General features: G+C 66.4%; 16 protein-coding genes, 1 tRNA gene and 1 pseudogene. 10 read left to right on the top strand and 8 right to left on the bottom strand.

Annotated elements, in window-relative coordinates; genetic code table 11:
* From K3U96_RS02725 to K3U96_RS02715, 4 genes and pseudogenes are all read left to right on the top strand, one after another.
* The gene (locus tag K3U96_RS02725) at positions 1-2,214 is read left to right on the top strand and encodes a TPR repeat domain-containing protein (protein ID WP_220691994.1); all 2,214 of its coding nucleotides are present in this window, start codon (positions 1-3) and stop codon (positions 2,212-2,214) included.
* Positions 2,211-2,438: pseudogene (locus K3U96_RS27195) on the top strand (hypothetical protein); the annotation flags it as partial. The gene K3U96_RS02725 and the pseudogene K3U96_RS27195, both read left to right, overlap by 4 nt.
* A gap of 90 nt (positions 2,439-2,528) precedes the next feature.
* The gene (locus K3U96_RS02720; RefSeq protein WP_220691993.1) at positions 2,529-3,170 is read left to right on the top strand and encodes a hypothetical protein; all 642 of its coding nucleotides are present in this window, start codon (positions 2,529-2,531) and stop codon (positions 3,168-3,170) included.
* 93 nt (positions 3,171-3,263) lie between these two features.
* Positions 3,264-3,644, top strand: a complete 381-nt coding sequence (locus K3U96_RS02715) for a carboxymuconolactone decarboxylase family protein (RefSeq protein WP_220691992.1) — start codon at positions 3,264-3,266, stop codon at positions 3,642-3,644.
* On the opposite strand, the gene K3U96_RS02710 is transcribed toward K3U96_RS02715, so the two are convergent.
* A tRNA-Thr gene (locus K3U96_RS02710) sits at positions 3,632-3,707 on the bottom strand. The two genes, K3U96_RS02715 and K3U96_RS02710, sit on opposite strands and share 13 nt — an antisense overlap.
* Before the next feature lie 83 nt (positions 3,708-3,790).
* Entirely contained in the window at positions 3,791-5,011 is a 1,221-nt protein-coding gene (locus tag K3U96_RS02705) for a DNA polymerase III subunit delta' (protein ID WP_220691991.1), read from the bottom strand.
* Positions 5,012-5,093: 82 nt separating this feature from the next.
* Between K3U96_RS02705 and K3U96_RS02700 the strand changes: the two genes are divergently transcribed.
* Positions 5,094-6,689: an adenylate/guanylate cyclase domain-containing protein gene (locus K3U96_RS02700; RefSeq protein ID WP_069404807.1), complete on the top strand. Its 1,596-nt coding sequence runs from the start codon at positions 5,094-5,096 to the stop codon at positions 6,687-6,689.
* A gap of 81 nt (positions 6,690-6,770) precedes the next feature.
* On the opposite strand, the gene topA is transcribed toward K3U96_RS02700, so the two are convergent.
* From topA to K3U96_RS02685, 3 genes are all read right to left on the bottom strand, one after another.
* The gene (gene topA / locus K3U96_RS02695) at positions 6,771-9,584 is read right to left on the bottom strand and encodes a type I DNA topoisomerase (RefSeq protein WP_220691990.1); all 2,814 of its coding nucleotides are present in this window, start codon (positions 9,582-9,584) and stop codon (positions 6,771-6,773) included.
* Positions 9,585-9,719: 135 nt separating this feature from the next.
* On the bottom strand, positions 9,720-10,310 hold the full coding sequence (locus K3U96_RS02690) for a hypothetical protein (RefSeq protein WP_220691989.1): 591 nt from the start codon (positions 10,308-10,310) through the stop codon (positions 9,720-9,722).
* A gap of 128 nt (positions 10,311-10,438) precedes the next feature.
* Positions 10,439-10,642, bottom strand: coding sequence for a cold-shock protein (locus K3U96_RS02685; RefSeq protein ID WP_006243848.1), 204 nt, complete (start codon positions 10,640-10,642; stop codon positions 10,439-10,441).
* 277 nt (positions 10,643-10,919) lie between these two features.
* Between K3U96_RS02685 and K3U96_RS02680 the strand changes: the two genes are divergently transcribed.
* From K3U96_RS02680 to K3U96_RS02670, 3 genes are all read left to right on the top strand, one after another.
* Positions 10,920-13,247 carry a DNA 3'-5' helicase SftH gene (locus K3U96_RS02680; RefSeq protein WP_220691988.1) on the top strand — a complete coding sequence of 776 codons (2,328 nt, stop codon included), beginning with the start codon at positions 10,920-10,922 and terminating at the stop codon, positions 13,245-13,247.
* 59 nt (positions 13,248-13,306) lie between these two features.
* The gene (locus tag K3U96_RS02675) at positions 13,307-14,314 is read left to right on the top strand and encodes a PAS domain-containing protein (RefSeq protein WP_220691987.1); all 1,008 of its coding nucleotides are present in this window, start codon (positions 13,307-13,309) and stop codon (positions 14,312-14,314) included.
* Positions 14,315-14,506: 192 nt separating this feature from the next.
* The gene (locus K3U96_RS02670) at positions 14,507-16,723 is read left to right on the top strand and encodes an MMPL family transporter (RefSeq protein WP_220691986.1); all 2,217 of its coding nucleotides are present in this window, start codon (positions 14,507-14,509) and stop codon (positions 16,721-16,723) included.
* A gap of 42 nt (positions 16,724-16,765) precedes the next feature.
* Here the strand turns inward: K3U96_RS02670 and K3U96_RS02665 are convergent, their stop codons facing one another.
* The 3 genes from K3U96_RS02665 to K3U96_RS02655 form a co-directional block, all read right to left on the bottom strand.
* A complete protein-coding gene (locus K3U96_RS02665) occupies positions 16,766-18,187 on the bottom strand; it encodes a cytochrome P450 (RefSeq protein WP_220691985.1) in 1,422 nt (473 codons plus the stop codon).
* A 201-nt stretch (positions 18,188-18,388) separates the two neighbouring features.
* Entirely contained in the window at positions 18,389-20,038 is a 1,650-nt protein-coding gene (locus K3U96_RS02660; RefSeq protein WP_268928465.1) for a phytoene desaturase family protein, read from the bottom strand.
* A 100-nt stretch (positions 20,039-20,138) separates the two neighbouring features.
* A complete protein-coding gene (locus tag K3U96_RS02655; RefSeq protein WP_220691983.1) occupies positions 20,139-20,348 on the bottom strand; it encodes a hypothetical protein in 210 nt (69 codons plus the stop codon).
* Between the two features lie 470 nt (positions 20,349-20,818).
* On the opposite strand from K3U96_RS02655, the gene K3U96_RS02650 reads away from it, so the two are divergent.
* Together K3U96_RS02650 and K3U96_RS02645 are read left to right on the top strand one after the other, a co-directional pair.
* Positions 20,819-22,870: a carbamoyltransferase C-terminal domain-containing protein gene (locus K3U96_RS02650; protein ID WP_230982347.1), complete on the top strand. Its 2,052-nt coding sequence runs from the start codon at positions 20,819-20,821 to the stop codon at positions 22,868-22,870.
* An 82-nt stretch (positions 22,871-22,952) separates the two neighbouring features.
* On the top strand, positions 22,953-24,266 hold the full coding sequence (locus K3U96_RS02645) for an aryl-sulfate sulfotransferase (RefSeq protein WP_220691981.1): 1,314 nt from the start codon (positions 22,953-22,955) through the stop codon (positions 24,264-24,266).
* Positions 24,267-24,306 lie beyond the last annotated feature (40 nt).

Raw genomic sequence — 24,306 nt, 5'->3', positions numbered from 1 at the left:
GTGAGTGTGATCGACGCATTCCTGTCGACGTGGTCCGATGCGCGCTCGACCTACGGTGAGGGCACTCCGCAGACCGGCAACGGGTACGACAACAGCAGCGCACTTCGCGGACTGCACACCCACCTCGAGTCGGCCGCCCCGGGCTCGCGGTGGACCGGGGCCGCGGCCACCCGGTACGACGCGGCCAACACCGAGCATCAGCGGGTGATCGCGACGCTCGCCGACCTCGACCGCCGGTTGGCCACCGAGGTCGACAACTCGGCGCGGTCGGTGGATATCGGCCGTCGCAACCTCGACGCACTGCGCACGTGGGTCCTTGACGCCGCCGACAGCGCGCCGCCGGGCAAGGCCGGTGAGCAGATGCGCGTGGTGATCGCGCAGAAAGGTCTGGCGCAACTACAGCAGATCGTGCAGCAGAGCAGCGCCGAGTCCAACGCCATCGCAGGGCGTATCCGCTTGCTGGAAGACGAGTTCCGCGTACTCGGCAACCAGAAGTTCGGGGATAAGCAATCCGCAGGCGGCGATGTCCTCGACGACAAGGCCGCCGAGGACACCAAGAAGCGTGCCGAGCAGGACGTGCGCGAAGCGCTCGAAGAGGGTGGCCAGGACGCCGCAGCGCGCGTTGACCAGGCACTTGATTCCGTTACCCCCGAGCAGCTTTCGGGCGCCGCGCCACTGTCGGCCGAGCAGAGCGCATACCTGAGCCAGATGCAGCATCAGATGAAGGACATGAGCGTGGCTGACCTCAAAGCCGCCGAGGACCGATTGGGCGAGCGCGGGAACATCGTGGGCGACTCGTGGCAGCTGATGGCCAACGACGACATCGATTTCCCCGAGGCCGAGACCGGTGAGGTGGCGCCCGACGACCAGAAGTTCGAGAACCTTCCCCGCAGTGTGCAGGACGCGATCAAGTCGCCCGGACTCCTCTACGACCAGCAGATGAAGGACGTCGCGGCGATCGTCAAGGACGGTGATCCGCGGTTCCAGACCGGTACCGAGCTGGATCGCGAGATGATGCGCAAGGCCGACCGGATGATGGACGCACCGCTTTGGGAAAAAAGCACCGGTCAGCCCGGCGACGGGTCGCGTCCGCAGTATGACGTTGTGCTGCAGGATATTTTCGAATCAGCAGGGCGTGATCACCAGATCGTGCACGACCACATCACCGGAACCCACGGCGATGACGGCCGGGACTTCATGATGGACGTGTCCAGCCACGAGTGGAACGACGACGGAAGGGCCGCCGGCTCACTGTTCGAGTGGACCGCGAACTCGACGGGTCCGCAGGGGCAGATCGCCGCCGAGACCGCCAACGTCTACGCCGAGTTCCTGGGAAGCGAGAGCGACAAGCTGCTGGCGATCGACGGCAACCGCCAGATCGGCGACATGAACCCAGAACTGGTCAAGGCGTTCTCCAACGGTCTGATGCCGTACCAGGAAGAGTTAGTGACAGACCAGCCGACTGTCGACACGCCGTTTCGTCGGATCGACGAACTTCACGGTTCGATGGACAACGCCAAAGGGCTTTTCGCCGTTATCGATTCGCAGCCGGATGCGGCGCGAGAGTGGAACAGGGCGGCCTACCAGAATGCAGTCGATATGCAACAGTCGTTCGCCCAGTATGCGAAGGAGCATCCCGATATGCCGAAGGGAGATGTTCGCATCGACGATCTGGAGTCTTCGGCCCGCCTGCTGGGCGTTATCGACGGTGGCATGAGCCAGGAAACGTTGTCGAACATCCGCAACGGCGAGATGAACGCCCAACAGGCGGCGGAGAACGCGAAGTCCGCATACGAGTTCAAGAAGGACATCATCCGGAGTGTGGTCTCATACGCTCCAGGTGGTGATCTGGCCACCAACGCAATCGCCGATACGTTCGTCGGCCCTCCGCCGGAGGCGAGCAGCATCAAGTTCGACAAGGACGGCGCAATCACAGATGTGGGTCTCACCTCGAGCGAGCAGTCGATCGCGTATCAGTACACGCAGGCTCAGTACACCGTTGCGTCGCAGTTCGTCGATGCCGGCAATCCGCATATCGAAGAGCGCTTCTTCGATAGCAACGGCAGGTTGCTTCCCCCGAGCCAGATCAGCGCTGAGGATTGGAGTATCTATGACTCGCAGTTGACGGCATCGATGGCTGAATACGAGCACATCAACTCCCTGATGCAGAAGTTCAACACCACCCTCGGACGCGTGGGCGGGTACCAAGAGTGAGACCGGTAACTGCAGAGCTGCGGTCGCGGATCCGGGCAGTAATCGGCATCTCATTGTTGGTTGTGGGGCTGGTTCTCGGCTGTGACTCGCGCAGCGAACCCGAGTTGCCTTCGAGCACGGACATCTCCGCTGTTGCCGAACGGGTCACCGGCCCCGACGGCCAAGCCTTCCTACGTGAGATCACCAACCAGGCATGGCGCGACGACGGTCAGCGCGCGGGTGAGCTCTTCGCATGGATCCCCCGGGACGCGACGTCCGACGATCGGGACACGGCGACCCGCGCCGGCCATACGGCACAAGCAATCGCGTCGTTCTTGGCCGATGACAGCGAGACGGTCACGAACACACCAGCTAATCCCGCCCTCTGGCAGGCATTTTCGGAAAGTTTGGTGCCCTACCTCGGCGCGATGGTTGGTGACGAGCGTGACGTTGTGGGCTTTGCCCCGTTGGACGGCCTGAATTCGGGGATGCCGCGCAGCGCAGCCATGTTCGGCACCGTCACCAAGAAGTCCGAAGGCGACCCGCTCTTCATCGACGCCGCTTCGAAGCGGGCGCACGGATACGAGACCTCGTTCGCGAAAGCAGCGATGGCCAACCCGTTGCTAGCAGACCGCGGTGAAGCACTGGAAACCCTCTTGCGGGCTGCCCGGTTGCGGGCCCTCATCGCCGCAGGCGCGCACCTGGCCGATCCGGAGTCACCGAGGAGAAATCTCCCGCTCTCCGCACAAACCGACGTCATGTATCAGGTTGCCTCGCTGACCGCCCAACCCGATGACCCACACATCGACCCGAAGTTCTTCCGCGACGGGCGTCTTCTTTCTCCGAGCGAAATCGACGATGACAATTGGAGCATCTACGACGCCCAACTGACCGTGTACCTGACACCGTGGCCGCGGATCCGCGACGCGGTCGACCAGTTCGGTGGCACCTACGCGAGCATCGCTATTGGCCAGTGAGGCTGGCCACCGGCTGTTCGATCACGTAGATCGAGGTGACGGACGAAACGTCACGAGGAGTACGGTGCCGCGATGCCGTGCCACGCTGTCCCCATGACAGATGTGCGCGACCAAGGTCTTCAGGTATTTCGTGAGTTGCTTCCCGGCGTGCTGCCCGACGGGGACGTCGAGCTGCCCGACGGGCTCGGCGGCGAGATGCTCGGCCTGGCCATGGACAACGTGTTCGGCCGGCTGTGGACCCGCGAAGGGCTGAGCCGTCGCGACCGCAGCCTGATTACGCTCGGCATCCTCATCGCGCAGCGCGCCGACGACGAATTGCGGATTCACGTCCAGATCGCCCGCAACAACGGCCTCAGCGACGACGAGATTGCCGAGGTCATCTACCACTGCACCGGCTACACCGGATTCCCGGCGGCCAACTCGGCGATGCGGGTCGCCCAGGAGGTGTTGCACGGAGACGATGGAGCCACCTAGGAGAATCGAACTCCTGACCTGCTCATTACGAGTGAGCCGCTCTGCCGACTGAGCTAAGGTGGCGTGCTCGCGATGAGCGCCTGCGCGAAGAGCAGACCGCACTGCGGGCGGCACGAGTCTACGGCAGGCCCTGCCGCGGACCCAACTCAGTCGCGTAGCGCCTGCCCCACAGTGGCGACCATCGCGTCGACGGCGAACTTCGGCTTGACGTTGACGGCCAACGCCTCACGGCACTCCAGCACCGCTTCGATGCAGCGCAGCAGCCTCTCCGGTGACGCGTGTGCGGCCATCGCGCCGACCCGCTCGGCCATGTCGGGGTGGTTGGCCTGGACATCGCCGGCCTCCGCGGCCACCAGCAGCGCGTCGCGAAAGTATGTGGCCAGATCGATCAGCGCGCGATCCAGCGCGTCGCGCGACGCCCGGGTCTGTCGTGACTTCTGGCGCTTCTCAAGGTCTTTGATCGCCCCCGCGGTACCGCGCAGCGCCCCTGCGGTGCCTTTGCCCGAGCCACCGGCGCCCAGCGCCGTGCGCAATTCCTCGGTCTCGGACTCGTTGCGGTCGACCGTCAACGCCAGGGCCTCGGCCTCGGCCGCGGCCACCAACTCCTCGGCGGCCGCATAGGCCCGCGTCGGCGTCGCGGCGTCGCGGGCCAAGCCCAGCGCCCGCTGCCTGCGCTGGCGGGCTTCCTCGTCGGTGGCCAGCCGGCGCGCCCTGCCGACATGGCCCCCGCTGACCGACGCCGCCCAACGAGCGTCCGCCTGGGGCAGCCCGTCGGATTCGATCAACACGCTGGCGATGGCCTCCACCGGCGGCGTCACCAGCGCCACATGCCTGCACCGCGAACGCAGCGTGATCGCGATGTCCTCGGGGTCCACCGACGGCGCGCACAGCAGGAACACCGTCGACGGCGGGGGCTCCTCGACCACCTTGAGCAGTGCGTTCGCCGCGCCTTCCGTGAGCCGGTCGGCGTCTTCGATCAGCACGATCTGCCACCGCCCGGTCGAGGGCCGCCGCGAGGCGATCTGCACGATGGCCCGCATCTCGTCGACCCCGATGGACAGCCCCTCGGGGATGATCCGCCGCACATCAGCATGGGTGCCGGCCATCGTCGTCGCGCACGCGCGGCAGTCCCCGCAGCCGGGCACACCGTCGGAGGTGCACTGCAGCGCCGCGGCGAAGCACAGCGCAGCCACCGAACGGCCGGATCCGGGCGGCCCGGTGATCAGCCACGCATGCGTCATCGTGTGTGGCGCGGATGCCCCTGAGCCCGCGCTGTGAGGTGAATCACCGCGCGCGGCCTGCGCGGCACCCACGAGCCCGGCTTCCACGGCGTCCTGGCCAACCAGACGCGAAAACACACCCGTCATCGCCGATAACAGTAGTGCTGCGAACCGACACGTGCGTCTCACAGCACCCATCGGCGTCCCCGATGCCCGATACGGTTGACGCGTGGCCACAGAAGCGATCCAGATCGGGCGAATCAGCGCATTCGTCCGGTGGGTGGCGCGCACCCCGTGGCCGGTGTTCACGCTGGGCATGTTGCAGGCCGACATCATCGGGGCGCTGCTGGTCGTGAGCTTTCTGCGGTTCGGCCTGCCGCCCGAGGACCGCATCCAGCTGCAGGACCTGCCGGTGTTCAACCTGGCGATGTTCCTGGGCTTCCTGTTCGTCTCGTTCACCGCGGCGTCCTACCTGAGCCTGCGGCTGCTCATCCCGGTCATGCGCTGGCAGCGCCGCGACACCCTGCTCGGCGACCGCGATCCCGCCGAAACCGAGTTGGCCCGCACCAGGGCGCTGAAGATGCCGTACTACCGATCGCTGATCAACGTGATGAACTGGTTCCTCGGTTCGATCGTGTTCATCGTCGCCAGCTGGCCGGTGGCCGCCAGGTCGGCGCCGGTCATCGCGGTCGCCAGCGGTCTGGGCGCCACCGCGACGGCGATCATCGGCTACCTGCAGTCCGAGCGGATCCTGCGGCCGGTGGCGGTGGCCGCGTTGCGCGGCGGGGTTCCGGAGAACTTCCGCGCGCCGGGCGTGATCCGGCGCCAGGTGATGACCTGGGCGCTGTCCACCGCGGTCCCGATCCTGGCGATCGTGCTGGCGTTGGTGGCCAGCAAGTTCGAGGTCCTCACCGCACCCGCCAGCCGGCTCAACACGCCGATCCTGATCCTGGCCATCACCGCGCTGGTCGTCGGGCTGGCCGGCACCGTGCTGGTGGCGATGTCGATCGCCGACCCGCTGCGGCAATTGCGTTGGGCGCTGGGCGAAGTGCAGCGCGGCAACTACAACGCGCACATGCAGATCTACGACGCCAGCGAGCTGGGCCTGCTGCAAGCCGGGTTCAACGACATGGTGCGCGACCTGGCCGAGCGGCAGCGGCTGCGCGATCTGTTCGGCCGCTACGTCGGCGAGGACGTTGCCCGCCGCGCGCTGGAGCGCGGCACCGAACTGGGCGGCCAGGAGCGCGACGTCGCGGTGCTGTTCGTCGACCTCGTCGGCTCGACGCAGCTGGCCGCGACCATCCCCGCCGCCGACGTCGTCAACCTGCTCAACGACTTCTTCCGCGTCGTCGTCGACACGGTGAACCGCCACGGCGGATTCGTCAACAAGTTCCAGGGCGACGCCGCGCTGGCGATCTTCGGTGCGCCGATCGAGCATCCGGACGCGTGCGGGGCGGCGCTGGCGGCGTCGCGGGAGTTGCACGACGAGCTGATCGAGGTGCTGGGCCAGACCGAGTTCGGGATCGGGGTGTCCGCGGGACGCGCCATCGCCGGACACATCGGCGCCAAGGCCCGCTTCGAGTACACCGTGATCGGCGACCCGGTCAACGAGGCCGCCCGGCTGACCGAGCTGGCCAAGCTGGAGGAAGGCCACGTGCTGGCGTCGGCGGTCGCGGTCAGCGGTGCACTCGACGCGGAGGCGCTGTGCTGGGACGTCGGCGAGGTGGTGGAACTACGCGGCCGCGCCGCTCCGACGCAGTTGGCCCGCCCGCTGAACCGGGCGTCGACGGGCCCCGTCGACGCCGACACCGACGTGCGCACCTAGCCGAGTCGCCGGCGATCGACGTTTTGGCGATTTTCACTCGCACTTTCCCGCCCAAATGTCCCTTTGCGCGCAGAAAGTGGGCTAGGCCTTCTTGGCGGCCTTCTTCGCGGGTGTCTTCTTGGCCGCCTTCTTCGCCGGGGCCTTCTTCGTCCGCTTGACCGGGCCACGGGCGCGACGGTCGGCCAGCAGTTCGGCTGCCCGTTCGTCGGTGATCGACAGCACGTCGTCGCCCTTGCGCAGGCTCGCGTTGGTCTCCCCGTCGGTGACGTAAGGCCCGAAGCGGCCGTCCTTGATCACCATCGGTTTCCCGCTCGCCGGGTCGTTGCCCAACTCGCGCAGCGGCGGCGCCGAAGCCCGTTGCCCGCCACGACGTTTCGGCTCGGCGTAGATCTTGAGAGCCTCTTCGAGCGTGATGTCGAACATCTGCTCTTCGGTCTCCAGCGAGCGAGAGTCCGTGCCACGCTTCAGATACGGTCCGTAGCGGCCGTTCTGCGCGGTGATCTCCTCACCGGTGTTCGGGTCCACGCCCACGACGCGCGGCAGTGACAACAACCGCAGCGCGTCCTGCAGCGTCACCGTCTCGAGGTCCATCGACCGCAGCAGCGAACCGGTCCGCGGCTTGGGGCCGGTGGGCTTCTTGCTCTTCTTGGCCGGTGTGCCCGCCGAACCGTCGTCTCCGCCCTCGGCTTCCGGCGGCGCGGGCAGCACCTCGGTGACGTACGGGCCGTACCGGCCGTCCTTGGCGACGATCTCGTGCCCGGTCACTGGGTCGACGCCCAGCGATCGACCCTCTTGCGGTGTGCTGAAAAGCTTTTCGGCAAGCTCCAGAGTCAGCTCGTCAGGGGTCAGTTCGTCCTTGAGGTTGGCCCGCTGCGGGGTCGGCTCACCGTCTTCGCCGGTGATCATCCGCTCCAGGTAGGCACCGTTCTTACCCACCCGCACATAGATCGGCCGACCCTGGTCGTCGTCGAACAGCCTGATGGAGTTGACTTCTCGAGCGTCGATCTCCTCCAGGTTCACCCCGACGAGCTTCTTGAGCCCGCCCGAGCGCGCGATCGAGTCCTCGACGCCGTGGTCGCCGCCGAAGTAGAAGTTGTTGAGCCAGTTGGTCCGTTGCTCGTTACCGGCGGCGATCTCGTCGAGTTCGTCTTCCATCGCGGCCGTGAAGCCGTAGTCGACCAAGCGACTGAAGTGCTGCTCGAGCAGCCCGATGACGGCGAACGCCACCCATGAGGGCACCAGCGCGCTGCCCTTCTTGTGCACGTAGCCACGGTCCTGGATGGTCTTGATGATCGAGCTGTACGTGGAGGGCCTGCCGATGCCGAGCTCCTCGAGCGCCTTGATCAGCGACGCCTCGGTGTAGCGGGCCGGCGGGCTGGTGTTGTGGCCGTCGGCCGTCAGCTCCTTGGCGTCCACGCGCTGGCCCTGCTCGAGCTGGGGCAGCCGGCTCTCGGCGTCGTCGGCCTCGCCACCGGCCTGGTCGTCGATGCTCTCGACGTAGGCCTTCAGGAAGCCCGGGAACGTGATGGTGCGGCCGCTGGCGTTGAACACGACCTGCTGGCCGTCACCGGAGGCACCGGAAATGCGCAGGCTCAGCGTGGTGCCGCGCGCGTCGGCCATCTGCGAGGCCACCGTGCGCTGCCAGATCAGCTCGTAGAGCCGGAACTCGTCGGTGTCGAGCTGGCTGTGCAGCTGGCCGGGCGTGGAGAACACGTCACCGGCGGGCCGGATGGCCTCGTGGGCTTCCTGGGCGTTTTTCACCTTGCGGGTGTACTGCCGCGGCGACGGGTGCAGGTACTCCTCGCCGTAGAGCTGGCGGGCCTGGTTGCGGGCCGCGGTGACGGCCGACTGCGACAGCGTGGTCGAGTCGGTGCGCATGTAGGTGATGTAGCCGTTCTCGTACAGCCGCTGGGCGATGCTCATCGTGCGCTCGGAGGAGAACCGCAGCTTGCGCCCGGCCTCCTGCTGCAGCGTCGACGTCATGAACGGCGCGTACGGCCGCCGGGTGTAAGGCTTCTGCTCGACGGAGGACACCGTCAGCTGCGCGCCGCGCAGGCCGGTCGCCAACGCGGTCGCCGCGGCCTGGTCGAGCACCAGCACCTCGTCGGGCTTGCGCAGCTGGCCCAGCGAGTCGAAGTCGCGCCCGGCGGCCACCCGGCGCCCGTCGACGGAGTTCAGCTTCGCGGTGAAGGTGGGCGGGCTGGCCTGCGGATTGGACACGCTGGCATCCAACTCGGCGGTGACGTCCCAGTAGCCGGCGCTGCGGAACGCCATCCGCTCACGTTCCCGCTGCACGATGATGCGCGTGGCCACCGACTGCACCCGGCCGGCCGAGAGCTTCGGCGCGACCTTTTTCCACAGCACGGGGCTGACCTCGTAGCCGTACAGCCGGTCCAGGATGCGCCGGGTCTCCTGCGCGTCGACCAGGTCGTTATCCAGGTCGCGGGGGTCTTCGGCTGCGGCGCGGATGGCCGGCTCGGTGATCTCGTGAAAGACCATCCGCTTGACCGGCACGCGGGGTTTGAGCGTCTCGAGCAGGTGCCAGGCAATCGCCTCGCCCTCGCGGTCGCCGTCCGTGGCAAGGTAAAGCTCGTCGACCCCTTTGAGCAGGTCTTTCAGCTCGTTGACCGTGCTCTTCTTCTCGGGGCTGATGATGTAGAGCGGTTCGAAGTTCTGCTCGACGTTCACCCCGAGGCGCGCCCACGGCTCGGATTTGTACTTCGCCGGCACGTCGGCGGCGTTTCTCGGCAGGTCGCGGATATGGCCGCGGGAGGACTCCACGATGTAGTCCGACCCCAGATAACCAGCGATTTTGCGTGCCTTGGTAGGCGACTCGACTATGACGAGCCGCCGGACGCTTCCATTGCCGCCGCTGCCGCGGTCCCCGTCAACCACCTGTGTCTACGCTCCACTTCTCTGTTGCCCACCAGCGGCGCAATCCATGCATCGACGGATACCCGCCGTGAAAGGCAACTGACAATTTGGCACCCCGCGCGTGCCGACGCAAACTGGCCTCCCTGTCCATCCCCGTCAAACGCGTGGCCACTGGTGGAACGCCTCCACATTGCCCGGTGGTTCCCCCACGTTCTCTACCAGGCGCAATAGCCGCCTGCGTCCGCTGATCCGCAGCGCTGGACGGGTCCCTCGGGTGCCGATCAGGGTCGGGGCGATGCCGACCCGCATCATCGCCGACGCCAGCGGCGCGTGCGTGTCCGGCGCGTGCGGATCCAGCCCGAGCAGGTACCGGTCGGCTTCCGGGGTGCCCGCGGCCAACGTCCAGGCCCGCAGCTCGCGGGGTCCGGGCAGCCAGTGCGGGGGCACGGTCTTGACCGCGCCGCGGGTCCAGGCCAAGGCCATCGGCACCAGCCGCGGGTCCAGCGCGGTACGGACCAGGGGGGTGTGCTCGTCGGTGCGGGTGATCTCGGGCTGCAGGCCCGCCTCGACCACCATCTCGGCGAGCCCCTCCGCCCGCCACATCGCGCCGACGACCACAGAAAGGCGCGCAGCCTGGTCTTTCCCCGTCCCGACCAGCATCACCTGGCCGGGCGCGGCGAGCAGCCCCGTCAGGTCGGCGACCGCAGGCGGCACCGACTCTGCCGAGAAGAAAGACAGCTGGCTCACATGCCGACAGTAAGCCAGTTTCGGGCCGCAGCCGTGTCGGCCGGGCCGCAGCGGCACGCAAAAGAGAACACCCCGCGTCGTCCGGTTCCGGATTCGCGCGGGGTGTTGCCTGGTTTGTGTGGGTCTTTCTAGACGGCCCGGACACCCGTGGCCTGCGGCCCCTTGGGGCTTTGGCCGACCTCGAACTCGACCTTCTGGTTCTCCTCCAGGGTGCGGAAGCCGCTGCCCTGAATTTCCGTGTAGTGGACGAAAACGTCAGCGGAGCCGTCCTCCGGCGCAATGAAGCCGAAGCCCTTCTCTGCGTTGAACCACTTCACAGTTCCCTGTGGCATTTCCTGTTGTTCCTTCTCTTCTTCTCCGGGTGCGGTCCACCGTGGTTCGGTACACCGGGCCCGTTCCGACCGCCATACCTTCGTGGAGTGCTCGGAACTCGACCCGACCTACAACCCTCGCAGGAACCGCGATCGCAACGTCGATCCTGCGAGTGCAAATACACGAACACAGAAGCTGCGACCGCCGATAGTCAACCACGTTCGGCGCTGCTGCGACAGTTCTCGGCACAAGCAAGTGGGCACAATTCACCTAGAAGAGTCTCAGGAGGGGCAAATAATGGCCGATTTCGGCCGGGAGCTACTCGCCGGCGTGGTCGAGGACGTGGCCGCCGACGGGCAGAACCCGTTGCGTCACGTCGCGGATCTACCCGCCCGCCGGGGCCGGCCGCAGACGTGGCCGCCGTGGGCCGACCCAGATGTGGTGCGGGCGTTCCATGATCGCGGTATCGAGGTGCCGTGGTCGCACCAGCGCCTGGCCGCCGACCTCGCCCATGACGGACGTCACGTCGTGCTGAGCACCGGAACGGCGTCGGGTAAGTCGTTGGCCTACCAGCTGCCGATACTGACGGCTCTGCGCGCTGATTCACGGGCGCGTGCGCTGTACCTGTCGCCGACCAAGGCGCTGGGCCACGACCAATTGCGCGCCGCCGTCGCGCTCACCGAAGCGGTGCCGGTGCGCGACGTCGCGCCGACTTCCTACGACGGCGACAGCCCCTCCGACGTCCGGCGCTTCGCGCGGGAGCGTTCGCGATGGATCTTCTCCAACCCCGACATGATCCACCTGTCGCTGCTGCGCAACCACGCCCGCTGGGCGGTGTTCCTGCGTAACCTGCGCTACCTCGTCGTCGACGAATGCCATTACTACCGGGGAATTTTCGGATCCAACGTGGCGCTGGTGCTGCGCCGGCTGCTGCGGCTGTGTGCGCGTTACTCTGCCACGAGCTCGATGCCCACCGTGATCTTCGCCAGCGCGACGACCTCCGAGCCCGCGGCGACCGCCTCGGAGCTGATCGGGCAGACGGTGGCCGAGGTGGTCGAGGACGGCTCACCCCAGGGCGCGCGCACCGTCGCGTTGTGGGAGCCACCGCTGCTCTCCGATCTCGTCGGCGAAAACGGCGCGCCCGTACGGCGTTCGGCCGGTGCGGAGGCCGCGCAGGTGATGGCCAACCTGGTCGCCGAGGGCGCGCGCATGCTGACGTTCGTGCGGTCGCGCCGCGGCGCCGAGCTCACCGCGCTCGGTGCGCGGGCCCGGCTGGAGGAACTGGCGCCCGATCTGGCCGACCGGGTGGCGTCGTATCGGGCCGGCTATCTGGCCGAGGACCGAAGGGCCCTGGAGCGTGCGCTGGCCGACGGTGAGCTGCGCGGGCTGGCCACGACGAACGCCTTGGAGCTGGGCGTTGACATCGCCGGCCTGGACGCCGTGGTGCTGGCCGGGTTCCCCGGCACCGTGACGTCGTTCTGGCAGCAGGCCGGCCGTTCAGGACGCCGCGGGCAGGGCGCGCTGATCGTGCTGATCGCCCGCGACGACCCGCTGGACACCTACCTGGTGCACCACCCGGCCGCGCTGTTGGACAAACCCATCGAGCGCGTCGTCATCGACCCCACCAACCCGTACGTGCTTGGCCCGCAACTGCTTTGCGCGGCGACCGAACTTCCCCTCACCGACGCGGAGGTGCGGATGTGGAACGCGGAGGCGGTGGCCGAGTCGCTGGTCGACGACGGGTTGTTGCGCCGACGCGCCAACGGCTACTTCCCCACTCCCGGCGTCGATCCGCATCCGGCGGTGGATATCCGGGGTTCTTCGGGCGGCCAGATCGCCATTCTGGAGGCGGGCACGGGCCGGATGCTCGGCTCCACGGGCGTGGGTCAGGCGTACGCGTCGGTCCATCCCGGCGCCGTGTATCTGCACCAGGGTGAGAGCTACGTCGTCGACACGCTCGACCTCGAGAGCGGGGTGGCGTTCGTGCACGCCGAGGATCCCGGGTATACGACGTTCGCCCGTGAGCTGACCGATATCGTTGTCACCGGTGAGGGTGAGCGAAAGACCTACGGAGAAGTCACGGTCGGGCTGGTGCCGGTCGCGGTGACCAACACCGTGATCGGCTATCTGCGCCGCCGGTTGACCGGCGAGGTGATCGACTTCGTCGAACTGGACATGCCGACCCGCACCCTGGACACCACCGCGGTGATGTGCACCATCACACCCGAGGCCCTGCAGCACAACGGATTAGACCCGCTGCGGGTGCCGGGAGCCCTGCACGCCGCCGAACACGCGGCCATCGGCCTGCTGCCGTTGATCGCCAGCTGTGACCGCGGCGATATCGGTGGCGTGTCGACCGCCGTGGGCCCCGTCCAAGGCCTACCAACGATTTTCGTCTACGACGGTTACCCGGGCGGTGCCGGTTTCGCCGGTCGCGGTTTCCGACACATCGACACCTGGTGGGGGGCGACAGCGGCCGCCATCGAAGCCTGCGAGTGCCCGTCGGGTTGCCCGTCGTGTGTTCAATCACCGAAGTGCGGCAACGGAAATGACCCGTTGGACAAGGACGGCGCGGTGCCCGTGTTGCGGTTGGTCCTGGCCGCACTCGCCGGAGCACCACGATGAGCCCGCGCACAGGTCGGTCGGGCGGTTCGGGCCCACGCGGCCCCGGTAAACTGCCCTCCATGACCCACGACTGGCTGCTCGTGGAGATTCTAGGCAGCGAGCCTGCGGTGGTCGCGCAGGGTCGTCGCACCCACAACCTGATTCCCATCGGCACGTTCTTGCGACGAAACCCGCATCTCATGGCGATCCAGACGGCCATCGGCGAGACCGTGCGCGCCGGCGGCGGCCTGAGCAGCATCACCCCGAAGAACGACCGGGTGATCAGCACCGAGGTCGTGAAGATGACCGACGGGCGCGTCCACGGCGTGCAGGTGTGGGTGGGCCCGCCCGATATGGAGCCGCCCGAACGACCGGTCGTCGGCCCGTTGGTGTGGGATCTGGCCGGCGGCGTGGCCACCGGCTCGACCGAGTCGCTGGTCAACAGCGGGTGGAATCCCGAGATGGAACCGACGCAGAACCGCACGTTCGCCGACGACTTACCCAAGCGCGACCTGAACCCGAGCGAAGCCGAACTGCTGTCGATGGTGATCAGGCGCGAGCCCGGCGCGACGTTCTGTAGCACCTGGGACGTGACAGATTATCGCGGTGAGCTGATCACCGTCGGGTTCGTGGTGCGTGCGGTGCTCGAAACCGACGACGATGACACCGACCGATTGCTGTTCCGCGCGATGAACTGGCGTGGCGAGCGCGACGAGACGGCCCCGCCGCAGGACTATCTGGCCCAACGAATCCTCAACGGCCTCGCCCAGCCCGGTGTTCACCGCGCGCTGGTCGACCTGACGGACTGGACGCTGCTCAAGTGGCTCGACGATCCGGCACCGTTCTTCGACTGGCGGACCAGCATGGCCGGCGAACACCGGGTGCACCCCGCCGATCATCTGCGAATGCAACAGATGGCCAAGCAATTCGCCTCCGGTACCGCATCGGGTGTGCTGCGGATGGCGGCGGCCGACGGTGGGTGGACGCCGGTGCACGTCACCGTCAACCGCATCGAACTCGACGAGGGCGTCTACGCGGGCCTGACGATGCTGCGCCAGCCCAGCGCCGACGAGCTCACCGCAGACTGATTTCCCGCCGCGTTTCGTTCACGCCGCGCGGGCAGAACACGTTTGACCGGGCCAACACTCGGTAGTACCTCGCGGAAAGCGGGCAAATTGCAGTAGCGCACTACTGCGCCCGTGGCGCCGCAGCGGAGTGACGATTCCTGTCGCGACGCGTCGCGGCGTTCGCTGTGTCGCCTGGGAAACGAGATGGTGGTCATGCTGGAACGGATTGCGCGATTCGCTGTGGCCCGGCCGAAGACGGTTCTCGCCGCGACTCTGGTGCTCATGTGTGCGGCATTTGTCTATGGATCGGACATCGGCGAGCGCCTCTCAGGCGGCGGCTTCTACAACCCCGAGTCCGAATCGCAGCGCGCTGCGGCCTTGGCCGAGCAGCGTTTCCACGCGGGCAAACCCAACCTGGTTGTACTCGCGACCACTACCGACGGCAGGTCGGTCGACGACGCCGGCGCGGTGGCCGCCGGCCAAGCCTTCACTCGCGAGCTCGCCCTCACGCCAGGCATCACCACCGTCAGCTCGTACTGGGGGCCAGGGGAACCCGACTTGCTTGTCAGCGCCGACAAAGCCCGGGCGCTGATCTTGGCGCACATCGCAGGCGACGAGCGAGAGTTCCCGGCGGCGGCCAGACGCCTCATCGCGACCTACCGCGGCAGTGAGCGCGGTCCGCTGAAACTCGAATTAGGCGGTGAAGCAGCCGGTTACGTCGACGCGACCGATCAGCTCAGCCACGACCTGAAAACCAGCGAAGCGATCGCGCTGCCGGTGATTCTGGTGCTGATGACGCTGGTTTTCGGCAGTCTCGTAGCCGCCGGCGTGCCGATCATCATCGGCGTGCTGTCCATCGTGGGCTCACTCGGCCTTCTCGCGATACTGTCCGATGTCACGCCGGTGTCCAACTACGCCCTCAATGTGACGACGATCGTCGGGCTGGCTCTCGCGATCGATTACAGCCTGTTCGTGCTGACCAGGTTCCGGGAAGAGAGGACCCGGGCGCAGACCCTCGATGACGCGATCATCGCGTCCGTGCGGACCGCCGGGCGCACCGTCGTGTTCTCCGCGACGACGGTGGCGCTGTCGGTGCTGGCGTTGCTCGTCTTCCCGTTGATGTTCTTGCGCTCGATCGCCTACGCGTGTCTCGGCGTGATACTGCTCGCGACGGTGTGCGCGGTCCTTGTAATGCCCGCAATATTGCGCATCCTCGGCCCCCGCATCGACTCGCTCAACGTCGGCCGGGCGCTCCGGAGGTTCACTGGGCGTCGCCGACCGGCCGAAGTCCGGGCCGAGGAGGACGGGTTCTGGTTCCGCACTTCGCGGCTGGTGATGCGGAGGCCGGTGGCGATGGGCGGCGCGGTGTTGATCCTGGCGATCGTGCTCGCGGCGCCGTTCAGTGCTATCCGGCTGTCTTTCCCCGACGACCGGGCGCTGCCGGCGACGCTGGAGAGCAGACATGTCGGCGGGGTGCTGCGGGCCGAGTTTCCGGCGCAGCTCACCGCCTCGATGGACGTGGTCATCGACGGTGCGGTCGGTGCGGATCAACTCGACACCTACGCGGCAGAACTGTCACGGCTTCCTCACGTTGTCGCTGTCACGCTGGCGACCACGGACTACGTCGACGGGCACCGCGTCGGGGTGTTACCCGTGGCAAGCATGACCGGCGCCTACCTCTCGGTTCTTCCAGATGTCGATCCTGGCAGCGACGCGGCGCACCGCCTGCTCGACGAGGTACGTGCCACGGCGGCCCCCGCCACCGTGTATGTCGGCGGATTGACCGCAGAGAACTTCGATACCAAAGATGCTCTGTTCGAGAAGATTCCGTTGGCTGCGGCCTTGATAGCAGTCGCGATGTTCATTCTGCTCTTCACGTTCACCCGAAGTGTGGTACTTCCGGTGAAGGCCGTGGTACTCAACGTTGTCAGCCTTTCGGCGACTCTGGGGGCGATGGTGTTCGTGTTCCAAGAAGGTCACCTCCAGTGGCTTGTAGGTGATTTCACCGTCACCGGAACACTTCCCACCACGACGCCGATTCTCGTCATCTGCCTGGTGTTCGGGTTGTCCATGGACTACGAGGTCTTCCTGCTGTCCCGAATAACCGAGGAGTATCGCGCGCACGACGACACCAACCTTGCGGTGATGTCCGGGCTGCAACGCGTTGGGCCCATCGTCACCGCGGCGGCATTGATCATGTCGATCGTGTTCATCGCGATGGCCACCTCCGAGGTGTCGTTCATCAAGTCGCTGGGCGTGGGGTTGACGTTGGCGATCTTGTTCGACGCCACGCTCATCCGTGCGGTGCTCATGCCCGCGGCGATGACGTTGATGGGCCGGGCCAATTGGTGGGCACCCCGCTGGGCGAGGCGTTCGGCGCGTCCGCCATTGACAGAGCACGGTCGTGAGCGCCAACTGACCTCGCCGTGAACAAGCGGCCGTGAACGAGCGGCCGGTCGCGGGGAATGCCCATCAGCGGCGGTTGGCGACCAGGCGCACCCCGTTCTTGGGCCGGCGCGTTATTGTCGCCTCGAGCTCGACGGCCTCACCACATGCCTGTGCGCAAGGTGCATCGAAGGTGAAGCGTTGACCCATGATCGCCGCGATCAGGACCATTTCCATCAACGCAAAACTCTGCCCGATGCAGATGCGTCGACCACCGCCGAACGGCAGGTACGCCGAGCGGGGGCGGTCCTTGGCGCCCCGCAGGAACCGCTGCGGGTCGAAGGCCTCCGGATCCGGCCACCAGCGCGCGTCATGGTGAATGTGGTGGATCGGGATGAGGACGGTGGTGCCGCGCGTAATGCGGTGCCCCCCGACGATGTCGTCTTCGACGGCCCGGCGCGCGATGACCCATATCGCGGAGAAGTAGCGCTGCGACTCCTGCACGCATGCCGTGGTCCACGGCAACCTACCCAGGTCGTCGACGCCCGGCCGGTGCCTACCCAGCACATCGTCGATTTCGGCGAGCATCCGGTCTCGCGCCGAGGTGTGTAGGGCCATCAGATACCAGAACCAGGACATGGCATTTGCCGTCGTTTCGTGACCGGCGATCATGAACGTCAGGACGTCGTCGCGGATCCGCGAGCGTGGCCACGTCCCGCCGTCGGCGCGCAGCAGCACGTCGAGCAAATCGGCGGAGTCGCTCGGGTGCATCAGTCGTTCATCGATCACCGCGTTGACCGCACGGTCGAGGGTGAGCGTGATGTCCTGCATATCGCGCAACGGCGGCGGCAGGTGTACGCCGGAGAAGGCCAACCAGTGCAGGGTTTTGTAGATCGGCCGGGGCATGAGGCCGCACAGCCCGAGTCGCTGCAGCCGCTCCGCTTTCCGATGCCCGCGGGTCGCCAGGTCGTCCATGACGTGGACCAACGAGCCGAAGTCGTGGCTGAACAGGGAGTTGGCCACCAGCCGCAGGGTCGCCTCGACCATGGTCTGGTGCATGTCGAACTCGACACCGGTGGGCAGCGCGTCGGTGACGCTGGTGACCGGGTCGATCATCAGGTCGACGATGCCGTTGAGGTGGCGCCGGGTGAACGTCGGGTTCAGCACCGCGCGGTGGGCGGCCCAGGCATCGCCCTCGTCGGTGAACAGGTTGATGCCGGCGCCGGCCCGCAGTGGCTCGTATTCGTTTGACTTGACGTATCTGAGGCGGGCTTCGTGCAACACGTGATCGACATAGTCAGGGTGGCCGAGCACGGCAAACCGCCGTCCGGCACAGCGAAATCGGGTGAAGTCGCTGCCTCGTGTCCGGCCCAGAAAGCCGTCGCCGGCGTGAAATCCGACGGTGAGGGCTTCCCGTGTCATCGTCCACGTGCTCAGCCGTTTGGCCGGTGCCGGCCGGGGGCACAAACCGGTCACACGGATATGATCGATGCACTTTGCGCTACCCATCGTGATACCTCCGTCGACGTCATGGCGGAACGATGGCGGCCACGTCGAGCGTCGAGTTCCGTGATGAAATCGTCGCTTCCGTTGGCTTAGGTGAGGCCAGTAACGCGCTACTGCTATTTCGCGCGGGTTCGGCGCAGTACTACTGAGTCGCTGCCGTTCCCGTCCACGCTCGTCCCATTGCATGGCCGCCGCGTCATGTCGTCATGCCACATCGCCACGCTCTTTTGAGCGGGTCGCCGGTGCTCCCGGAAGGGCGCGAAGGCGAGGAGTAGTCGTCACTGTCGGTGAGGGCCGGACGATCCGGCGCAGGCTTCGCAGCGTGTCGGGTTGCTTGTGACGGTGAGTGCGCCAGGTCGAGGGGATGGTACGGCCAAGGTCGGCGACAACTTGCTCGGCGCATTCCATGGCGCTGTCCGCGGCCAATTCCGTACCGACGCCGCGGCCGCCGGCCCCGTCGCCTGCGAGGTATAGACCGGTGATCGGTGTGACAACGGTGGGGCGCATAGCACCGACCTGCTCGGGCGTCTGAGCGGTGGAGATGGCCGGGCCGTACTCTTTGCCTATCCAGTGCGCCATCCAGCTCGTGGTGGTGCAATCGATGAACAACACGTGCTCGTCGAGCCCAGGCGCGATCTTGCGCATCGTATTGAGCATCGCTTCTTTCCATTCCGTTGGCGAACTGGACAATTCGACATCAGTCGTCGGAGCCAGCGTGCACATGGTGAGCAACTGGTGTCCGGGCGGGGCCAGTGACGGGTCGAAGTTCGTTGGGACGGGGCAGTAGAACGGAATCACGTCGGGAACTCGCCCATGAACCAACTGATCAAAGACTTCGCGAATTGTGTCGCCACGGGACGTGAACACGTTGGCATTGTCACCGAATGCGCCCAACACGCAACCCGCATCGACCAATGGCTTGTTCAGTGCGATCTTGAGTTGCACCGCGATCTGCGAGCCGCGGATCTCACGTGCACGCTGCACGTAAGCATCGGGCAACTGGGCTGGATCGCACAGCCGTAGGACGGTTGTCCGCATGCTTGACGTCGAGATGACGGTGTCCGCATGGATCTTCGTTCCGTTGTAGGTTTCGACACCTCGAACCGCGCCGTCAGCAATCAGGATGCGTCTTACGCCGGCGCCGGTACGGATTTCGGCGCCCCGGGCTTCGGCGAGCCGACAGTAGGCAGTCGGGATTGCTTTGGCTCCCCCCGCAGGGTAACTGAGCCAGTTGTCACGGAACATCCGCTGAAAACAATAGATCCCTTCACCTGCCGACGTTTCCCACGGCGGCAGGACGAAGTAGAGACCGAGTATGCAACACAGGGCTTCACGCACGCGTGGGCTGGCGGTGTACTGAGCGACGAATTCGTCCACCGTGCGGTGGTTCCAGGAGGCGACCTCGTCGTCGTCCATGGTCATGACCGCGGTCAGCAACTTGGCGGCCTGACTCAGCTGGGCGAGATTCAAATGCATGTAATGGGCCAGCCGCAGGGCCATCGCGGGCATTCGGCATATCTCGTTCGGAAGTGGGATCTTTTCCAGCCCAACATTTCCCGATCGGTCAGGACAGCAGAACTCGGCGATGTTCTTGGTGCGCCGGAACTCGATCGCGCGCGGACTACCAGTTCGGCGTAGCACCTCCCCCAACGGTCCGCGTGGTCCGCGGGAGAACATGTGGGTGCCGAAATCGATTTGGAATCCCTGCTTCTGGTATCCCGCACACGATCCGCCAAGGTACCTGTTTTTCTCCAGCAGGGTCACCGGGATACCGGCATGAGCAAGCAGCAGCGTCAATGCCGAACCTCCGATGCCCGCGCCGATAACGACTACTCGAGACCGCTGCTCACACACGGTCGTTGGCCGACTGTCTGCTCGCCACAACGGCGGCCGTCAGGTCGAGGTCGGCGTGGATTTCGCGGTCGCGGTCGATCATCTCCGGTTCCTCACGACATCAACGACAACGGTGTCGCCGTAGGCGCTCGTCGGGTGAAAGACACAGCACGTTGCCGGTGGCCAGCATCCGGGCGACCCTCGGTGCCACGGTGCGCTCACGGTCGAATTCGGCCCGGCGTTGCTCGACCCACCTACTGAAGTGCATGTTCATCGAGGCCTGCGCATCGAGTTCAGGCGGCGCCGCCGGCGCGACTTGATCAATGGTCATGGCAGCTTCCTCACCGCGATTTTCGGGGAACCTCCGCAACCGGAATCCTCACGCGCATCCGGTGCGGCGAATGCAGTAGCGCGCCACTGCAATCTCGCGGGCCCCGACGCGGTGGTACTGAGCGGGTCGAGGCGGGCGGCAGTTCAGTAGTGGAGCCGACAGCGGCGACCAGTTGCAGTACCCGGCTACTGACGCAGGAGCGTACGGCCGCTTCTAACCTGCCTTTCAACGGCGAACCCAACCGCGTGCTGCTGACTAGTGGAAGAGGTCGAACGATGCTGGGACTTCCGCAAACCCAGACCAGGTATCAAGACCCGGCGTCACCTCGCAGTCAACTGTCCGTTCACCGTGCGGACGGCCCGCGCGCCGATTCGGCGCGACCGAGCGTGCGAATTGGTCCCCGCCACCCGAAACTGGGTGCGGCAAGTTTTCACGTCGTCCACAGAATCGCGATCTGGGTCATGGGGTGGATGGGATTTCACGGGCTGGACTCGGCCTTCGCCGGCCAGCGCATCGCGTCGATCCGGGAGAAGTTGGACCGGGGCGCGACCGTCTATCTCGCGGGCCTTGCCGCGCCAGGAACCCACAACACCGGCGTCGCGCTCATCGAGGTGACGATGGCGAATGGTCCGCGCATCATCGTCAACAATGAAGAGGAACGCTTTTCGGGAACCAAGCACACCACCGAATATCCACGTCGATCACTCGATGCGATGGTCGCCACGCTACGCAGCATGGGCCTCGATGTCGGCGACATCGACGCGTTCGTCACATCCTGGGATTACCCGGCGCTGTTGGCTACGCTGACGCGTGCAGTCGTCGAGGAAGCGCCGGCCGGTTTCAGGCTGCTCCGTCTTCCCGATTTCGCCGGTCTGCACCGGAGACGCTTTTGCCAGATGTGGCGCACGCCAGAGATTCTCGGCAAGCAGTTGGGATCGAGGTATCCGGTCCCGCTGATCTGCATGCCGCACCATGACAACCACGCCTGGTTTTCGTTTGCGGCCTCGCCGTTCGCCGACGATGAGGAACCGGTGGCGATCGCGGTACTCGACGGCACCGGGGACCGGGGATCGGTGTCCCTGTACGTCGCCGAGCGCGGCGCGATGCGTCGGTTGTATTGCAACGACAGCGTGTTCGACTCACTCGGGGCCTTTTACAGCACGATCTCCTCGACCCAGGGCGGCTGGACCGTCCTGTCCAGCGAGGGCCGCTACATGGGCGCCGCGGCGTGGGGTGATATGGATCGCGCGACCAACCCATACTATCCGCGCCTGAGGGAGGTGCTGCAGTTCGGCGCCGGCGGCGAGGTCAGGCTCAACCGCTCCATGGCCAACTGGTATTGCCGACCGTTTGACCGGCCCTACGGCCCCCGGCTCATCGAGATTCTCGGCGATCCGCTCACCGCAGAACAACTCTGGAACCCCGACGCCATGTTGCGCGTCGAAGATATCGACCAGCGGCCTGACACCGAAGACCGCCTCGACAAGGCGGCGGCGACGCAACTGGTGTTCGAGGATGCCTTGATCCATATCGTCGATCACCTGCTGCGGGTCACCGGCGCCAACCGCCTGGTGCTGACAGGCGGCGTGGCGCTCAACGCCCTGGGCAACATGCGGCTGCTCGAACACTTCGACGAGGCGTGGTTCACCAAGGCGCAACGGCACAACGCGTGCTTACATCTGTGGGTGCCGCCGACTCCCGGCGACGCCGGTGTCACCATCGGCGCTGCCTGGCAGATGGCGCATAAAGCCGGTGCGCCGCGCGGCGCCGCGTTGACGCATGCGTTTTACTGCGGCACCTCGCCCGCAACAGATGACGTCGCGGCGGCACTCGAGGATGTCGCCTCGTGCCGGGTTGGCGACATCTCGACGCCGGACGGCCGTGACGCGGTGGCCGATCTGATGGCTTTCATGGTGGCGCAGAACGCCGTCATCGCGCTGTATCAGGGGCCTGCCGAGACCGGGCCACGCGCCTTGGGCCATCGTTCGATCTTCGCCAACCCCTGCGATCCGCAGGCGCGTGAGCACCTGAACGAACGCGTCAAATACCGCGAGGCGATCCGCCCGCTGGCGCCGATGGCGACGCTGCACGCCGCGCGTGAATATTTCGAGCTGCATCCGGGCGCATCCGACGCCGACTACCGCGCCTATGACTACATGGTTCTCACGGCGCGCGCGAAGCCGCGCGCACGCTACAAGGTTCCTGCGGTGATTCACGCCGACGGCACCGGCCGAATCCAGATCGTGCGCCAAAAGGACGATCCCCTCACCTACGCCTATCTGAAGGCGCTCGGCCGTCGCATCGGGGTGGAGATGTCTGTCAATACGTCTTTCAACATCGCCGGCCCCATCGTGCAGACCCCGGCGCAGGCGATCGACACGCTACGCCGCGCCAAGGGTCTGGACGCGGTGCTGCTGGTGGCCGACGACGGCGTCACCTACGCGGCATGGCAAGACCAGCCCGAGCGCAGCCGATTCACCGGGTTGCTGTCGGCGTGGGAAAGCCAGCGCGCACGGGTTTGAACGCCGGCACGTCCGCCAGGGTTTTGCTCACGCCGATCGGGACCGTTTCGCGGTTGCGCGCGGTCGGCAACGCTGACCCGATATGGCATTCGTTCGGCTAGCGGGAGTCACCTACCTCGATCCCGAACTCGTCTTTGGCTCCTATGTCCTGTTCACCGGGGCCGATTCGGTCACCCGACTGATCGACCTCACCGGCAGCGTCGTCCACGATTGGCCGTATGCCGGAGTTCCCCCGCGGATCCTCGACCCTGTGCTCAACCGCGGGCGCGTCGGCGATGTCGGAGTGCAGCTGTCCGACAGCGGCGACGCCCGCGGCGGCATCTACGCCAACGGCACGGTGGGCCAACTCGACTGGGATGGCGAGGTCGTGTGGGAGTGGGGCAGGCAGGCTCCCGGCGGCGCGGCCCGACAGAACCACGACTGGGAGTTGCTGCCCAACGGCAACCGGCTGATCCTCGTGACAGCGCCGAGGGCGGTGCCCGGCCTGGGCGACGACGTCGTCGGCGATCAAGGTTTGTACGAAGTCGCCCCGGACGGTGAGATCGTGTGGAGCTGGCTTGCCGGTGACCACCTCGACGAGTTCGGCTTCTCCGCAGACGGCTGGGCCGCGCTGCGCGCGACGGTGGCCCGTGATCCCGAGGACCCGTGGGGCTACCTGGAGATGAACAGCGCCAAATCCCTTGGCCCCAACCGCTGGAGTAGCGCGCAGGCCGACAGCGTCTTTCATCCCGACAACATCCTGGTCAGCTTCCGCAAGGCCAACGTCGTCGCGCTCATCGACAAGTCGACGGGAGCCCTCGCCTGGAAACTGGGGCCTTACTTCGACGATCCGGCGGGCGCGCAGCACCAGCGCATCAACGCGCACAAGGTGCCGCGTCCGCTCGATCAGATTTGCGGCCAGCACAACCCGCACCTGATCGCGCCCGGCCTGCCCGGCGCGGGCAACATCCTGGTGTTCGACAACCAGGGCGGCGCGGGCTACCCGCCCGCCGGCATCGGAATCTACGCCGGGTCCCGGGTTCTCGAAATCGATCCCGCCACCGAGGAGATCGTCTGGCAGTACACGGCCGAGGACTCCGGGCTGCCTTCGTGGACCTTCTTCAGTTCGTTCGTCAGCAGCGCCCAGCGGCTTCCCAACGGCAACACGCTGATCACCGAAGGTATGCAGGGGCGGATTTTTCAGGTGACCGCCGGCGGCGACGTCGTGTGGGAGTACCACAGCCCGTATGCGGGATACGGCGTGGCCGGCGAACCCGAGGTCAAACAACCGAGGGTGCCCGGAGTCGACCGGCTCACCTTGACGTCGCTGGTGTACCGGGCACAGGCCGTTCCGTTCGACTGGACCCCGCCCGGCACGGCGCGCACGCCGCTGCGGGTCGTCGACCTGCGCCGCTGACCGGCCGTCGGAGGACTTCCTGTCGGCACTTCAGTCGCCC

Source organism: Mycolicibacterium holsaticum DSM 44478 = JCM 12374, assembly GCF_019645835.1.
GTDB classification, from domain to species: domain Bacteria; phylum Actinomycetota; class Actinomycetes; order Mycobacteriales; family Mycobacteriaceae; genus Mycobacterium; species Mycobacterium holsaticum.
Note: the sequence above shows the minus strand (reverse complement) of the source record. Positions and strands in the feature narration are given on the sequence as shown.